The following is a 14,871-nucleotide window of genomic DNA, read 5'->3' as shown; positions in this document are numbered from 1 at the left end:
CTCGCGTTGTCGAACGCGCGTGCGCTGGGGGATCGTCGCGCTCATCGTGCATCTCGTGGCGCTCGCGCCGAGGGCGAGCCGGGCGCCTATTCGTTCGGGCTCGGTGTGGCGCCCGATGGTCGCGTGCTCGCGCTGATGAAGCTGGATGCGTCGCGCGAAGGAGAGCCGCGCCTCGAGTGCCTCGCACGGGCGCTCTCGACCAGCACGTATCCGCTCGCCGCCGACGTCTCGCGCATCCGCCTCGTGATCACGATGCGGCGGTGATCACGGCGCGAAGCTCTCGACCACGTCGACTGCTGCGAACGTCGGACGATCTCCGCCCCCGACGACCCATATGCGCCCCGCGGCCGCGAGCACGACGTGCCCGTGGCGCGGCGTCGGTACCGACTCGATCTCCGACCACGTCTCGCGCGCGAGATCGAGCGCCTCCACCGAGTCGAGCGCGCGATCCGGCTGCTCGCCGCCGACCGCGTACGCCGTGCCGTCGAGCACCGCGATCCCGAAGCCACCACGACGCGTCGGGATGCTCGGCCCGGGACGCCACGTGTCGGCGATCGGATCGTAGAGCTCGACCACGTCGGTGTTCGTCGACAGCGAGTTGCGACGCCCCGCGATCACCCACAGCTGTCCGTCGTGCACGAAGCCGCCGAGGTGCTCGCGCTCCGTCGGGATCGCAGCGCCTGCATCCCAGCGATCGTTCGCGACGTCGTAGCGCAGCGTGCTCGTCGCGAGCCCGCCCCGCGTGGCGTTGCCGCCCGCGACCACGATCCGATCGCCGATCACGCCGGCGATCCCCGCGCCGCGACCCTCGGGCAGCGGTGCGATCTCCTCCCACGCGCTCGCTCCCTCGCGCAGCACCCACGCCGTCTCGAGCGGATCGAACTCGAGCGTCTCCATCCCGCCGATCACGTAGAGGTCCTCGCCGGTCGACACCATCATCGCGTGATGGCGCGGGCGCGGGAGCGGCGGGCCCTCGCTCCACGTGCTCGTGTCGGGATCGAAGATGCGCACCACGCTCGAGGTCGCGCCCGAGGCATCGAGCCCTCCTGCGATCCAGAGGCGCCCTCCGTGCACCGCGCCCGTGATCTCCTGGATGCGCTCCGGCACCGCGGGCTCGCTGCGCCACGCGCTCGACGTCGCGGCATCGACGACGCTCGCGTCGATCTGCGAGGCGTCGACGTCCGGCGCGTCGCGTGTGTCGCCGCACGCACCGATCACGAGCACCGCCCACGCGCCCACCATCACGTCGCTGCGCATCGCCCACCCCGCTGCGAATGAATCTACACTCCGCGCTGCATGAGGAACGAGGACTCTCCCCGCGCCCGCCTCGCCGCGCTCTCGACGGGCTTCCGCCGCGACTACCTCGATCACGCCGCGCTCACCGCGCAGCTCCGCGCGTGGGCCGACACGTTCCCCGAGATCGTACGTCTGCGCTCGATCGGCACGACGCCCGAAGGCCGCGAGCTCTGGGTGATCACGATCGGCCCCGAGCCCGATCGCGTGCGGCCCGGCGTGTGGATCGACGCGAACATGCACGCGTCGGAGCTCTCGGGATCGAGCGTCGCGCTCGCGATCGCCGAGGACGTGATCGCGCTGCACCTCGACGACGAGACCGTCTCCGGTGTCGGCCTTCCGCGGCACCTCCGCCGCATCGTGAAGGACGTGCTCTTCCACGTGATGCCGCGCGTCTCGCCCGATGGCGCCGAGGCCGTGCTCACGACCGGTCGCTACGTGCGCTCGGTGCCGCGCGACTCGCGCCTCAATCGCGCGCATCCGCGGTGGATCCCCGAGGACATCGATGGCGACGGGCTCGCGCTCTACATGCGCAAGGAGGACCCCGCGGGCGACTTCGTCGAGGTCGCGGAGCATCCCGGGCTGCTCGTGCCGCGCACGATCGACGACCCGCCGCCCTACTTCAAGCTCTTCCCCGAGGGACGCATCGAGCACTTCGACGGCGTCACGGTGCCCGCGCCCGACTTCCTCTCGGACACCGACGTCGATCTCAACCGCAACTTCCCGTTCCGCTGGGCCGCCGAGCCGCAGCAGCGCGGCGCGGGCGCGTTCCCGACGAGCGAGCCCGAGGTGCGCGCGATGGTCGAGCACGCGACGCGCACGCCGAGCCTCTACGCGTGGCTGAACCTGCACACCTTCGGTGGCGTGTTCATCCGTCCGCCCGGCGACGTGCCCGACGATCGTATGAGCTCATACGATCTCGCGGTCTATCGACAGGTCGGGCAGTGGGCCGAGGAGCTCACGGGATATCCGATGGTCAGCGGCCACGAGGAGTTCCTCTACGAGCCCGGCAAGCCGCTCTACGGCGCGCTCAGCGAGTGGGCGTACGAGCAGCGCGGCGCGCTCTCCTACGTGTGCGAGCTCTGGGATCTGATGGCGCGGCTCGGCATGCCGCGACCGAAGAAGTTCGTCGACTACTACACGCGGTTCCGCCGCGAGGACTGGGTCGCGCTCGCGCGCTGGGACGCGGATCACAACCGCGGGCGCATCTTCCGGCCGTGGAAGCGCGTGCGTCATCCGCAGCTCGGCGACGTCGAGGTGGGCGGCATCGATCGCCGCGTCGGGCTCTCGAACCCGTCGTACGAGGAGCTCCCCGCGATCTGCGAGAAGCAGAGCGCGCTGATGCTGCGCGTCGCGTCGCTCGTGCCGCGCGTCGTCGTGAGCCGCGTCGAGGTCGCTCCGCTGCGCGAGGACGTCACCGAGCTCACCGTCGTCGTCGAGAACCACGGCTACCTGCCGACGTACGGCATGCAGCACGCGAAGGATCTTCCGCACAACGAGGCGCTCTGGGCCGACGTGATCTGCGACGGAGGGTGCGTGCTCGAGGAGCGCGGCACGTCGCACCGGTCGGTCGGGCATCTCGAGGGCTGGGGTCGCGGCATCGGTGACGCGGGGCACTCGATCTTCTTCCCCGCGAGCCAGGGGTCGGCGACGAGCCGCACGCTTTGCTGGGTGGTGCGTGGGCGCGGCACCGCGACGGTGCGCATCGGGAGCTGCCGCACGGGCCACGTCGAGCGTCGCGTCGGGATCGGCGGCGGCCTCTAGCGGACGATCACGCGCATCGAGCGGCCGTAGAGCGCGGCGAGCGCCGGCTCGAGCTTCGATGCATCCACGCGCGCGCCGATCACGTCGATCTCGCGCGCGCCGATCTCGAGCTCACCGCCCGCGAGCGCACGCGCGCTCTCGTCGTCGCCGCTCGCGCGGAGGAAGCCGACGAGCGCGCGCTTCACGTCGTCGCCGAACCCGCGATCGAGCGGCTCGCCCCCGTCGTCGCGATAGCCCGCCTCGACGCTGCGCTCGCGAACGCCCCACACGATCGCGAGCTCGACCACGCTCGCGCCGAGCACGCGCGGCGCCTCCGCGGTGATCGTCGCGATCACCGCATCGCGCACCGAAGGGAACGTCTCGCACAGCCCGAGCGCGTGACCGTCGACCGCGAGGCGCACGTCGATCGCGCGCACCGTTCCGTCGCTCGACTCCCACGCATCGCCGGCGCGCTCGAACACTTGCGGGATCGATCTCCGGAGCACCTCGGCGACCCGTCCGTCGCGCATCGACGACGCACGAGCGAGCGCGGCGCGCCGCAGCTCGGGGACCGCGCTCACACCTTGCGCCGGATGCGTGCCGCGAGGCCGGGCTCGTCCTCCGCGAGGCCCGGCTCGTCCTCGGCGACGCGCACGTCGGCTGCCGGGCGCGCGTCCTCCGCCATCGCCGCGGCGAGCGCCGCCGCCTGCGCGCGATCGTCGGCGCCGCTCGGCTTCGCGAGGTCGAACACGATCTTCGTGTTGCCCGTTCCGCTGATGCCCTGCAGCGCCTCGAGGCGCCGCAGCTCGAGCGCGCCCGGCTGCGCGGTGAGCACGCGCGCGGCCTCGGCGAAGTTCTTCGCGCTCTCGAGGTCCGCCTGCGACTTGATGATGACGACCTGCTTGTCGCGCTCCGCGATCGCCTTGCGCGCGATCGCGTCCGAGATGTTGCTCGGCAGCTGGATGTCCTGGAGCGCGATCAGCTCGAGGTGCAGGCCCCACTGCGAGACGAACTGCTCGACCTGCGCGCGCACGCGCGCCGCGACTTCGTCGCGGTTCGCGAGGAGCTCGTCGAGCGTGATCTCGCCGACGACGTCGCGCAGCACGACCTTCGCGCGATCCTTCACCGCGAGCTCGTAGTTCTCGACGTTGAGCACGGCCTTCTGCGGATCGACGACCTTGAAGTAGACGACCGCGTCGATCAGCGCGGTGACGTTGTCCCTCGTGATCACGACCTGGCGCGGCAGATCACGATTGCGGATGCGCTTGTCGATCCGCGCGAAGCGCTGCACGAGCGGGAACACCAGGCGGATGCCCGGCTCGAGGCGGCCCGAGAGACGGCCGAGCGTGAACTTCAGCCCGACCTCCCACTCGTTGATCTGCTTGACCGACGAGGCGAGCACGGCGGCGCCGACCAGACCGAGCATCAGAAGGAGCGGGACCATCGAGCGACCTCCGGTGCGTGGGAACGACCGAGCGTCGGCGGATCATCCGATCACCACTTCCGCTTCGGCGGCGGAGGCGGCGAGCTCGGCTTGGGGATCGGCGGCGGCGCGGACGAAGAGCGCGGCGGCTCGACCATCACCTCGATGTCGACGTGCGACATCGGCGGCGCGACCGACTGCGGGTGCGCGCGCGTCTGCGGCAGCGGCAGGAACGACAACCGCTGGTACAGCTGGATCGCCTCGGGCGGCAGATCCGCGACCATCTGCACGAGGTCGCTCTTGCGCAGATAGAGCTCCTCGCGGCGACCGTCCTCGCGCTCGAGCTTGAGCGAGAGCTCGTGCGGGTTCGGGCTGTGACGCGCGACCTCCGTCGCGACGCTCGCGAGGCGCTCGGAGACGCGCAGGAGCAGCACGTGCACGAGGTTGCGCTCGAACACGTCGTGCCCGTCGAGCTGCGCCGACAGCAGGCGCTGCTTGCGCGCGACCAGCGGCGCGCACTCGGCACGGAGCGCCTCCGCGAGCTCTGCGATGCGCGCGATCTCGTCGCCCTGGCTCGCGTAGGGCGCGTCGCTCCCACCGCCGCTGCGCTCGTCGAAGCGCGTGATCTTCGCGACGAGCTCGTCGCCCTCGGGATCGAGCGTGATGACGAAGCTGTCGCGCGGCGCGTCGAGCTTGCGACGCAGGTGGATCTCCATCGAGTCCGGCCCGAGCTCGAGCGCCGCGATCATCATCTCGTCGAGCACGACGACGTCGGGGTGCAGCGAGCTGCGCAGGAACGCCTTCTTGAACCCGACCTGCAGCGCGAGCCCCGGCGCGAAGTCGCCGATCTTCCGCGGCCGACCCCAGCTCGCGTCGCGCGACACGTCGAGCGAGAAGCTCGTCGTGAGATCCCCCGGGTGCGAGCGCACGACTTGCCCCTGCGGCGCGGTGCCGCCGAGCCCGAGCGAGAGCGCCCACGAGTCGACGGGCAGCGGCTCGCTGACCAGGTACTCGGCGAGCGCCGCGCGAAGCTCGCTGCGCCGCGCCCGGATGCGCGCCGCGACCTCGACCTGATCGGCGTCGAGATCCTTCGCGCGCGCCGCACGCGCCTTCGCGGAGAGCGCGTCGATCTGATCGAGGAGCTGGCTCGCGTAGGGCCCGACGACCTGCGGCGCGCCCGATCGCGCGGCGCGCTCTGCGATCACGTCGCCGAGCCCGTTGAAGAACGCCTGCAGCGCCTCGAGCGCGTGCAGGTGCTCCTGGGCTCGCTCGCCGAGCGAGCGCTCGAGCTCGTCGGCCTCGTACGCCAGCGCGAGCACGCGGCTCGACGCGCGCACGAAGCTGCGGAGCGCGCTCAGGAAATCGAAGCCGTCGGGAAACGGCTCGGAGTCTCCGTACAGGAATCGGGCGCCCACAGCACACACGATACCCGTGGCTGGTGCCGGCTGTACACCGGAACGATCGCGCTGGAAACGATCACCGCGATGCGCGCGGCGCGCTGGGGCACGAGCACCCCCAGCTCTCCGGGAGCTGCGCGCACGCAGTCTCGGCGATCACGCGATGTCCCTCGCGGTTCGGGTGCACCGGATCGAACCCGCGGTACTCGGGCCGCAGGAACCAGCGCGGGAGCTCCGCGAGGATGCGCGAGTCCGCGTCGAGCCGCGCCATGCGCACCGCTTCGGGGAACGCGTCGAGCATCCGCCGCGCGCGCGAGTCCTGCTCGAGCACGCGCCGCATCTCCGCCACGTCGCGCGGTGCGGCGCCGCGATCGCGCAGCACCGAGTCGTAGAGATCGATGCGCACGTCGGCGAGCTCTTCCGGCGCCCACGGCGCGTCCGCAGCGAGCTCGCGGTGCTGCGCGTGCTCGCCGAGCGCCTCGCGCGGCCCGATGCGGCCCATCACGAAGTCGACGATGCGCCGCGTGCTCCGCCACGTCTCGAGCCCGCGCGCGCCGCCCCAGCGACGCTCGTCGTCGAAGCTCCCCCAGGGCGTCAGCGTCATCCCGACGACGCGCATGCCGCGCCGATGCGCGTCGCGGAACGTCCGGCGGATGTAGTGGTTCGTGCGGTGCGACACGCCCGCGCTGTTCAGCCCGCCGTTCCACACGAGCCAGTGCTCCTGATCGGGCGCGCCCAGCGTGATGCGGGGGTTCCCCAGCACCTGCTCGCGGAAGTGCTCGTAGAGCTGCCACGCGCCGTACCCGACGCGCGACAGGTTCCGCACCTCGGCGTTCGCGCACCAGTTGTGGATCAGCCGCCCGTACGGCTCGTCGCGCCACGCGCCGATCGATCCCGCGAGCAGCACGACCTTCACCGGCCGCGAGCGCAGCACGAAGCGCCACTCGGGATCGTCCCACGCGTACCCGCCGCCTCCGCTCGGCTGCGCGAGCGTGGAGGTCGACGGAACGACGAACGCCGCGATCCCGCAGAGCAGGATCGCGGCGGCCGTGCAGAGCGTCTCAGCCCTTGAGCGCCTCGGCGCCACCGATGATCTCCATCAGCTCGGTGGTGATCGCCGCCTGGCGCGCGCGGTTGTAGGCGAGGGTCAGCTTGCCGACGAGCTCCGACGCGTTCTTCGTCGCGTTGTCCATCGCCGTCATGCGCGCGCCGTGCTCCGACGCGATCGACTCGAGCAGCGCGCGGAAGATCTCGATCTCCACGTACATCGGGAGGAGTCGATCGAGCAGCGCGACCTTGCTCGGCTCGTAGATGAAGTCGACCGACGCGCCGCCCGCGCCCTCGTCGCCGCCCACGCTGTGCGGGACGATCGGGAGCAGCGGCTCGAGCACGATCTTCTGCGAGATCGCGCTCTTGAACTCGTTGTACGCGAGGAGGACCTCGTCGTAGCCGTCGGTCTTGTACTCCGCGACGATCGCACGCCCGATCTCGCCGGCCTTGAGCACCGAGAGGTTCTCGAACACGCCGGTGAACTCGAACTCGATCTTCGCGTTGCGGCGACGGAGGTAGTCGCGCGCCTTGCGGCCGATCACCGCGAAGCCGACGTCGACGCCCTGCGCCTCGAGCTCCTTCCACTTGCGGAAGGCGGCCTTGTTGATGTTCGCGTTGAACGCGCCCGCGAGGCCGCGGTCGCTGGTCAGCGCGACGATCAGGACCTTCTTGCGCTCGCGCCGCGCGAGGAGCGGATGCACCTCCTCTTCGCCGGCGCGCGAAGCGACCGAGCTGAGGACCTCCATCGTCTTGATGGCGTAGGGCCGCAGCTCGGTGATCGCCTGCTGTGCTCGCCGGAGGCGAGCCGCGGCGACCATCTTCATCGCGCGCGTGATCTTCTGCGTGTTCTTGACGCTTCCGATCCGCTTACGAATGGCCTTGAGGTTGGCCATCGATCACTCCGCCGCTTCGTCGTCGGCCGCGGCCTTCTTCGCCTTCTTGCCGCCCTTGGCGCCGGCGCCCTCGACCGAGAAGATCGTGGCGAACTCCTTCAGCGCCTTGTGGACGTCGCCCTCGAGCTCCTTCGTGATCTCGGGCTTCTTCTTGAGCGTGTCGAGGATCGCGCCGTGCGAGCCCTCGACGAACGAGATCATCTCGCGCTCGTAGCGGCGAACCTCGCCCGTCGGGACCTCGTCGACGTAGCCGTTCGTCGCCGCGAAGATCGAAAGGACCTGCTTGTCGACCGTGAGCGGCGCGAACTGGTCCTGCTTCATGATCTCGACGAGGCGCGCGCCGCGCGCCAGCTGGCGCTGCGAGGCCTTGTCGAGGTCCGACGCGAACTGCGCGAACGCCGCCATCGCGCGGTACTGCGCGAGCTCGAGGCGCAGCGGGCCGGCGACCTTGCGCATCGCCTTCGTCTGCGCGCTGCCGCCGACGCGCGACACCGAGATGCCAACGTTGATGGCGGGGCGGACGCCCGAGTAGAAGAGGTCCGACTCCAGGAAGATCTGGCCGTCGGTGATCGAGATGACGTTCGTCGGGATGTACGCCGAGACGTCACCCGCCTGCGTCTCGATGATCGGGAGCGCCGTGAGCGAGCCGCCGGAGTCGGGGATCTTCTTGGCGACGTAGTCGCCACCCTTCTCCTTCGCCTCCTTCTCGGCCTCCTTCTTCGCTTCCTCGCCCATGTGGACGTGGACGCCCGGGAGGCCGCGCTTCGGCTCCTGATCCTTCTTCACGCACACCCACTCTTCCGCGAGCTTCGCGGCGCGCTCGAGCAGGCGCGAGTGGACGTAGAAGACGTCGCCCGGGTACGCCTCGCGGCCCGGCGGGCGGCGGAGGAGGAGCGAGAGCTGGCGGTACGCGACCGCCTGCTTCGAGAGATCATCGTAGACGAGCAGCGCGTGCTGTCCGTTGTCGCGGAAGTACTCGCCCATCGTCACGCCCGCGTACGGCGCGATGAACTGGAGCGGCGCCGACTCCGACGCGCCGGCCACGACGATCGTCGTGTACTCCATCGCGCCGTGCTCCTGGAGCTTCGTCACGACGTTCGCGACGGTCGACTGCTTCTGACCGATCGCCACGTACACGCAGAAGACGCCCTGGCCCTTCTGGTTGATGATCGTGTCGAGCGCGACCGCGGTCTTGCCGGTCTGGCGGTCGCCGATGATCAGCTCGCGCTGACCACGGCCGATCGGGATCATCGCGTCGATCGCCTTGAGGCCGGTCTGGAGCGGCTCCTTGACCGGCTGGCGCTGCACGATGCCGGGCGCCTTGATCTCGACGCGGCGGCGCAGCTTCGTCTCGATCGGGCCCTTGCCGTCGATCGGCTCGCCGAGCGAGTTCACCACGCGGCCGACCATCGCCGGGCCGACGGGCACGTCGAAGATGCGGCCCGTGCGCTTGACGGTGTCGCCCTCGCGGACCTCGATGCCGGTGCCGAGGATGGCGACGCCGACGTTGTCCTCCTCGAGGTTCAGCACCATGCCGGCCAGGCCGCCGCTGAACTCGACGAGCTCGCCCGCCATCGCGCTCTCGAGGCCGTAGATGCGCGCGATACCGTCACCGACCGACAGCACCGTGCCGGTCTCCAGGACGTCGACCGCCTTGTCGTAGCTGGCGATCTGCTTCTTGATGATCTCCGAGATCTCTTCGGCGCGGAGCTGCATGTTCCTGTCCTCGTTGGCGACTGGCTCGTTGTCCCGGTAGCCGCAGCCCTCAGGCGCGACCCTGCGGGGAAGCAGCCACCAGGAGCTGGTGGCGGATGTCACGGAGACGGTTCTTGATCGAGCCGTCGAACACGACGTCGCCGACCTTCGCGACGACGCCGCCGATGAGCGAGGGATCCGTGCGGCGCACGAGCTGCACCTTGCGACCGGTCGCCTCCGAGAGCGTGCGCTCGAGCTCGGCGTAGTAGGCCTCGGGCAGCTGCGTCGCGCTGATCACCTCGGCGCGCAGGCGTCCCGCCTGGGCCTCGGCCATCGACTGGTACGCGTCCGAGATCGCGCGGAGATGCACGAGGCGACCGCGTTCGGTCAGCATCATCAGCGCGTTCACGAGCATCGTGGGCGCGCCCGCGCGCTCCGCGACGCCGCGAACCACCTGCTTCTTCGTCTCCGGCAGGTACTTCGGGTTCTCGAGCACCCCGCGCAGCTCCACGCTCGACTCGAGCGCGCCCGCCACGTCGGCCAGGCCCTTGCCGATGGTCTCGACCGTCTTCTGCTCGCTCGCGAGCTCGAAGAGAGCCTTCGCGTAGCGCTTGGCGACTCCCGACGCGATCACAGCCGCTTCTCCTGCACCTTCTCGGCGAGCGAGGTGCGAATCGTGCCGAGGTAGTCCTTCGCGAGGCGCTCCTGGTCCTGCGCGTTCGTCGACTGCACGAGCATCGACTCCGCGGCCGCGACCGCGGCCTCGATCGCCTCGCGCGTCAGGTCCTCACGGAGCTGCTTCATCTGCTGCTCGATGAGGAAGCGCGCTTCGTCGCGCATCTTCTCGGCGCGCTTGCTCGCGTCGGCGACGATGCGATCGCGCTCGTCCATGCCGGCGCGGCGCATCTCCTCGCGGAGGCGATCGAGCTCGGCGTCGAGGTTGTCGATGCGGGCCGAGTACTCCTTGTACTTCGTCTCCGCCTCTTCCTTGACGCGCTTCGCCTCCTCCATGCCCTCGACCACCGACGCGCGGCGGTTGCGGAGGAACTCGGGGAGCGACTTCCGCATCAGCAGGAAGAGCACGAGCAGCAGGAGCGCGAAGTTGACGACCGAGCCACCGAGCTCGAACGTGTTGATCTCCGCGTGGTGCTCGCCGCCGTGCGCGTCGTGGCCGGCGCCGTGCGCGTCGCCGTGGTCCTCGCCGTGCTCGGTGGGCGCACCGTGCGCGCCCTCGGCACCGTGCGCGCCGTGATCCTGAGCGCTCGCGATCGCCGGGACCGACAGGCCTGCCGCTCCGGCGCAGAGCATCGCCGCGAGCAGCCACATCCGCAGCGTGCGCATCAGGCTGCCTTCCTGCCGAGCAGCTTCTCGGCGATCTGACCCGCGAGCGCGGGCACGGTCTTCTTCATGTCGGCGCGGATGGCGGCCGCGTCGGACTGCATCTTCGCGGTCGCGTCGCCGAGCATGCCGTCGGCCTCGACGCGCGCCTTCGCGAGCAGCTCGCGCTCGAGGCGCTGCGCGTCCTGGCGGATCGAGTCGCGATCGGCCGCGGCCTCGGCGCGCACCTTCTTCATCTCCGTCTCGAAGGCCTTGAGCTTCTCCTCGGCCTCGGTCTCGAGCGAGCGCGCCTCGCGCTTCGCTCCGTCGATCGCCGCCTCGCGCGCATCGAAGAGCGCGATCATCGGGCGGAACACCAGGCGGCGGAGGAGCTCGAACGCGACGAAGAAGATCGCGAGCTGGATCAGCAGCGACCCGTCGAGGTCGATCACCGCGCCTCCGGAGAGGAGCAGGGCAGGAAGAGTGGACGGCATGCCGATTCCTCGAGGGCGAAGACGCCTCGCAAGGGAGCTCTCGAGAACGCCTCGAGAGAGGCCCCCTGCGCAGCGCGAAGCGGTCGGGGGTTCGAGAGGGCCGGAAAATCAGTGGCGGCTGGCGCGCGCTCGGGGGGAGGGCCCCCTCGGGCGGGCGCTGTGTAGCATGGGGGTTGGGGCAGTCAAGCGTGGTCGCGAGTGCTCGCGGACCCCGCGGATGCCCGAGAAACATGGGCCTTTCTCGTCGGACGTGGGGTCGCTCTCGCGCGGCGGCGAGGGGCTCTCGAGCGCGTCTCCGCACGTGGCGGGAAGCCTCTGTCCGAGTGCGCCTTTTCGTCTATGCTCCGCGCCGATGAGTGTCACGACGCGCTGGATTCCAGTCGCGGCCGCGATCGCGGCCGCGGCGCTGGTCACGATCGACGGAGCGCCCGCCGAGGCCCAGGTGCGGGTCGCGGTGATGCCCTTCGAGGGCGCGGGCGCGAGCGGGGCGAGACGTCAGGTCCAGAGCGCCCTTGAGGAAGACGGGCGCGTGTCGGTCGTCGATCTCGATCGCGTGGACTCCGCGGGGAGCGATCCGAGCCGCGTCGCGAGCGATCTCGGCGCCCGGATGGTCGTGCAGGGCCGCGTGACCGGCCGCGGCCGTCGCCGGCGTCTCCAGCTCACCGCCCTCGACGAGAACGGGCACCAGGTCGCCAGCGCCAGCGCGCAGATGCGCGGTCAGGGCGTGGCGCGCGCCGCGCGATCGCTGCTCGACGACGGGCTCTCGCGCCTGCCCGGGCCGCGCCAGGAAGTCCAGGAGGCGCCTCCGCCCGTGCGCACCACGACGCTGCCCGACGAGGAAGAGGTCGTCGAGGACGAGGTCGAGGAGGAAGAGCAGGAGGAAGGCGGCACCTCCGAGTGGGATCGCCGCGCGCCGCTGCTCGAGCTGCAGTTCGGCGTGGTCCCGCGATCGCGCGAGGCCGACGTGACGTTCCAGGACGGTCGCCACGGTCGCTACAACGCGTGGTACCCGGAGCTCGCGGTGCGCGGCGAGGTGCGCCCCTTCAACGCGGATCCCGGCGTGATCCAGGGCATCTACGCCCGCGGCTTCTTCGCCCACGCGGTCGGCCTGTCGTCGCAGGTCGACAGCACCGGACAGCCGGTCGACAGCACCTTCTACCGCGTCGACTTCGCGGCGGGCTGGCTCTTCCCGCTCGCCGACGTGCTCGATCTCGGCGTCGAGTTCGGCGCCGGCTGGGACACCTACAACCTCAGCGAGAACCCGCTCCTCGAGAGCGCGGAGTACGTCTATCTCCGCCCCGCGCTGCGCGGGCGCATGCGGATCTACCGCGAGCTCTTCGTGATCGGCGCCGAGGTCGGCGTGCGCCCGGTGCTGAGCCGCGGCGATCTGAACCAGTACGGGAACGCCGGCGACACGATCGGCTTCGACGTCGGCGGCTCCATCGGCGGCGGTTTCACGCTCGCGGGGACGTTCGGGATCACCTGGGCGCTCCAGGTGAGCTACGTGAACTACTGGCTGTCGTTCTCGGATCCGCCGGACGTCGCGTTCGCCGGCGACAGCGGGACCGACGGCGGCGTGCGCATCGGGATCTTCGCCGGCATCGGCTACTGGTGAGCCCGAACGCCTCGATCTTCGTGTGAAGATCGAGGCTTCCGGGCACCAACCCTCGATTTCCCACCAAAAAACGGCTCTGGCCCCGGGCCAGAGCCGTTTTTTGGCGAAAGATCGCCGCTTTCCCCCGGCCCGAGCCGTTCTTTGGTCCGAACGAGGCTCTCGCCCGCGCGAAGGGACGTTCGTCGGCGAGAGAAGGGCTCGGGCCCGCGCGCCGTATCACCCGTGCTCATCGGGGACGGCCGTCTCGGCGGTCTCGCCCTCTTCCTCGTCGCGGTCGACCGGGAGCATCGTGCAGCGGCCCTCGAACACGCAGCCCTTCGAGATGTCGATCTCCGGCGCCTGGATGTCGCCGTACACCGCGCCCTCGGGGTGGATCTCGATCAGCTGACGCGCCAGCACGTTCCCGCGCAGCACGCCGCCGCGCACGATGAGCGTGCCGACCTCGACGTTCGCCTCGACCTCGGCGCCGTCGCCGATGACGAGCACTCCGTCGCCGAGGATCTCGCCCTTGAGCGCGCCGTCGATGCGCACGCGCCCTTCGAACGCGAGCTTGCCCTCGAAGCGCGCGCCACGGCCGAGCAGCGCGTGCAGCTCACCGATGCCGGTGAGATCGCGAGGCGCGGGCATCGTGCTCAGCCCTCCTCGACGCGGATCGCGCGCGCCGGCTCGGAGATGCCGCTCAGCATGTGGATCTCGCGGAGCGCGCTGCGCACGTTCGCGTCCTTGCACGCGTGGGTGAGCATCACGACGTGCACCGGCTCGCCGTCGGCGCTGGCGCGGCCCTCCTGGATCATCTGCTCGATCGACACGTCGAACGCGCCGAGCACGCCCGCGATGCGCGCGAGCACGCCGGGGCGATCCATCACGGTGAAGCGCAGGTAATAGCGCCCGACGTGGTGCCCGGGGTCGCGCACCTCGCGCGCCGCGAGCGAGCGATGCGTGACGCGACCGCGCGAGCCCATCATCAGGTTGCGCCCGACGTCGACGATGTCGCTCACCACGCTCATCGCGGTGGGCATCGATCCCGCGCCGTAGCCCGAGATCATCAGCGGACCGAGGCTCTCGCCCTCGATGTAGATCGCGTTGAGCGCGCCCGAGATGCTCGCGATGACGCTGTCGTCGGGCACGAGCGCAGGGTGCACGCGCAGATCGAGCGCGCCGTTCGGCAGCGCGCGCGCGATCGCGAGCAGCTTGATCACGTAGCCGAAGCGCGCCGCCATCTGCATGTCGATCGCCGCGACGTGCTCGATGCCCTCCTGGTGGATCTGCGAGGGCAGCACGCGCGTGCCGAACGCGAGCGACGCGAGGATCGTGAGCTTGTGGAGCGCGTCGCCGCCGTTCACGTCGAGCGTGGGATCGGCCTCGGCGTAGCCCGCGTCCTGCGCGCCGCGCAGCGCGACCGAGAAGTCGATCTTCTCGTCGTACATGCGCGAGAGGATGTAGTTGCTCGTGCCGTTGACGATGCCGCGCAGCGCGACGACGTTGTCGCTCACGAGCGCCTCGCGCAGCACGCGGATCACCGGGATGCCGCCGCACACCGCGGCCTCGAACGCGAGGTCGACGCCGCGCGCCTCCGCGAGCTCGAAGAGCTCCGAGCCGCGCTCGGCGAGCAGGAACTTGTTCGCGGTGACGACCGACTTGCCCGCTTCGATCGCACGCACGACGTGGGCGCCCGCGGGATCGAGCCCGCCCATCACCTCGACGACGACGTCGATCTCGGGATCGCCGAGCACGGTCTCGGGGTCGAACGAGAGCAGCTCGCGCGGCGCGTGCTCGCCGCGCTCCTTGTCGGGATCGCGCGCGACGACACGACGCACCTCGATCGGCGCACCGAGGCGGCGCGCGAGGCTCTCACGGCGGGTCGCGATCGTCCGGAGCACGCCCTGCCCCACGACGCCGCAGCCCAGCATCCCGATCCGAATCGACCTCGTCACGGGCGCTGACATACCTC

At 70.7% G+C, this 14,871-nt stretch carries 15 protein-coding genes; 3 read left to right on the top strand and 12 right to left on the bottom strand.

All coding sequences use genetic code 11. The features are described 5' to 3' along the window. The first annotated feature begins 6 nt into the window (after window positions 1–6). Complete coding sequence (locus DB32_RS12780) at window positions 7–264, top strand: hypothetical protein (protein WP_053232708.1); 258 nt, start codon at window positions 7–9, stop codon at window positions 262–264. On the opposite strand, the gene DB32_RS12775 is transcribed toward DB32_RS12780, so the two are convergent. Next, on the bottom strand, window positions 265–1,257 hold the full coding sequence (locus tag DB32_RS12775) for a Kelch repeat-containing protein (RefSeq protein WP_053232707.1): 993 nt from the start codon (window positions 1,255–1,257) through the stop codon (window positions 265–267). A 39-nt stretch (window positions 1,258–1,296) separates the two neighbouring features. Between DB32_RS12775 and DB32_RS12770 the strand changes: the two genes are divergently transcribed. Beyond that, the gene (locus tag DB32_RS12770; RefSeq protein WP_053232706.1) at window positions 1,297–3,057 is read left to right on the top strand and encodes a M14 family metallopeptidase; all 1,761 of its coding nucleotides are present in this window, start codon (window positions 1,297–1,299) and stop codon (window positions 3,055–3,057) included. Here the strand turns inward: DB32_RS12770 and DB32_RS12765 are convergent. The 9 genes from DB32_RS12765 to DB32_RS12725 all read right to left on the bottom strand — a co-directional run bounded on the left by DB32_RS12765 (window position 3,054) and on the right by DB32_RS12725 (window position 11,305). Continuing rightward, complete coding sequence (locus tag DB32_RS12765) at window positions 3,054–3,617, bottom strand: hypothetical protein (protein WP_053232705.1); 564 nt, start codon at window positions 3,615–3,617, stop codon at window positions 3,054–3,056. The genes DB32_RS12770 and DB32_RS12765 overlap by 4 nt on opposite strands. Continuing rightward, window positions 3,614–4,480: an SPFH domain-containing protein gene (locus DB32_RS12760; RefSeq protein ID WP_053232704.1), complete on the bottom strand. Its 867-nt coding sequence runs from the start codon at window positions 4,478–4,480 to the stop codon at window positions 3,614–3,616. The genes DB32_RS12765 and DB32_RS12760 overlap by 4 nt, the downstream gene beginning before the upstream one ends. A 50-nt stretch (window positions 4,481–4,530) precedes the next feature. Then, window positions 4,531–5,874, bottom strand: coding sequence for a hypothetical protein (locus DB32_RS12755; protein ID WP_053232703.1), 1,344 nt, complete (start codon window positions 5,872–5,874; stop codon window positions 4,531–4,533). A gap of 61 nt (window positions 5,875–5,935) precedes the next feature. After that, a complete protein-coding gene (locus tag DB32_RS12750; protein ID WP_053232702.1) occupies window positions 5,936–6,943 on the bottom strand; it encodes an SGNH/GDSL hydrolase family protein in 1,008 nt (335 codons plus the stop codon). Further along, a complete protein-coding gene (gene atpG, locus DB32_RS12745) occupies window positions 6,918–7,799 on the bottom strand; it encodes an ATP synthase F1 subunit gamma (RefSeq protein WP_053232701.1) in 882 nt (293 codons plus the stop codon). The genes DB32_RS12750 and atpG overlap by 26 nt, the downstream gene beginning before the upstream one ends. Before the next feature lie 3 nt (window positions 7,800–7,802). Next, window positions 7,803–9,515 (bottom strand): F0F1 ATP synthase subunit alpha, encoded by a 1,713-nt coding sequence (gene atpA, locus DB32_RS12740; RefSeq protein WP_053232700.1) that lies wholly within the window; start codon window positions 9,513–9,515, stop codon window positions 7,803–7,805. A 49-nt stretch (window positions 9,516–9,564) separates the two neighbouring features. Next, window positions 9,565–10,128, bottom strand: a complete 564-nt coding sequence (gene atpH / locus DB32_RS12735) for an ATP synthase F1 subunit delta (protein WP_053232699.1) — start codon at window positions 10,126–10,128, stop codon at window positions 9,565–9,567. Next, window positions 10,125–10,835, bottom strand: coding sequence for an ATP synthase F0 subunit B (locus tag DB32_RS12730; RefSeq protein WP_053232698.1), 711 nt, complete (start codon window positions 10,833–10,835; stop codon window positions 10,125–10,127). The genes atpH and DB32_RS12730 overlap by 4 nt, the downstream gene beginning before the upstream one ends. Next, on the bottom strand, window positions 10,835–11,305 hold the full coding sequence (locus DB32_RS12725; RefSeq protein WP_053232697.1) for an ATP synthase F0 subunit B: 471 nt from the start codon (window positions 11,303–11,305) through the stop codon (window positions 10,835–10,837). The genes DB32_RS12730 and DB32_RS12725 overlap by 1 nt, the downstream gene beginning before the upstream one ends. 352 nt (window positions 11,306–11,657) lie before the next feature. Between DB32_RS12725 and DB32_RS12720 the strand changes: the two genes are divergently transcribed. Continuing rightward, window positions 11,658–12,920: a hypothetical protein gene (locus DB32_RS12720; RefSeq protein WP_053232696.1), complete on the top strand. Its 1,263-nt coding sequence runs from the start codon at window positions 11,658–11,660 to the stop codon at window positions 12,918–12,920. Between the two features lie 216 nt (window positions 12,921–13,136). Here the strand turns inward: DB32_RS12720 and DB32_RS12715 are convergent, their stop codons facing one another. Continuing rightward, on the bottom strand, window positions 13,137–13,547 hold the full coding sequence (locus DB32_RS12715) for a bactofilin family protein (RefSeq protein WP_053232695.1): 411 nt from the start codon (window positions 13,545–13,547) through the stop codon (window positions 13,137–13,139). A 5-nt stretch (window positions 13,548–13,552) separates the two neighbouring features. Then, entirely contained in the window at window positions 13,553–14,854 is a 1,302-nt protein-coding gene (locus DB32_RS12710; RefSeq protein WP_169791432.1) for a homoserine dehydrogenase, read from the bottom strand. Window positions 14,855–14,871: the final 17 nt, after the last annotated feature.

It is taken from the genome of Sandaracinus amylolyticus (assembly GCF_000737325.1).
In the GTDB taxonomy this organism is placed as follows: Bacteria; Myxococcota_A; Polyangia; order Polyangiales; family Sandaracinaceae; genus Sandaracinus; species Sandaracinus amylolyticus.
Note: the sequence above shows the minus strand (reverse complement) of the source record. Positions and strands in the feature narration are given on the sequence as shown.

Bases quoted from the DNA above. Each gene is read 5' to 3' on its own strand.
- atpG (WP_053232701.1), bottom strand. From the start codon at position 7,799: ATGGCCAACCTCAAGGCCATTCGTAAGCGGATCGGAAGCGTCAAGAAC.
- DB32_RS12760 (WP_053232704.1), bottom strand. From the start codon at position 4,480: ATGGTCCCGCTCCTTCTGATGCTCGGTCTGGTCGGCGCCGCCGTGCTC.
- DB32_RS12770 (WP_053232706.1), top strand. From the start codon at position 1,297: ATGAGGAACGAGGACTCTCCCCGCGCCCGCCTCGCCGCGCTCTCGACG.
- atpA (WP_053232700.1), bottom strand. From the start codon at position 9,515: ATGCAGCTCCGCGCCGAAGAGATCTCGGAGATCATCAAGAAGCAGATC.
- DB32_RS12720 (WP_053232696.1), top strand. From the start codon at position 11,658: ATGAGTGTCACGACGCGCTGGATTCCAGTCGCGGCCGCGATCGCGGCC.
- DB32_RS12775 (WP_053232707.1), bottom strand. From the start codon at position 1,257: ATGCGCAGCGACGTGATGGTGGGCGCGTGGGCGGTGCTCGTGATCGGT.
- DB32_RS12730 (WP_053232698.1), bottom strand. From the start codon at position 10,835: ATGCGCACGCTGCGGATGTGGCTGCTCGCGGCGATGCTCTGCGCCGGA.
- DB32_RS12715 (WP_053232695.1), bottom strand. From the start codon at position 13,547: ATGCCCGCGCCTCGCGATCTCACCGGCATCGGTGAGCTGCACGCGCTG.
- DB32_RS12725 (WP_053232697.1), bottom strand. From the start codon at position 11,305: ATGCCGTCCACTCTTCCTGCCCTGCTCCTCTCCGGAGGCGCGGTGATC.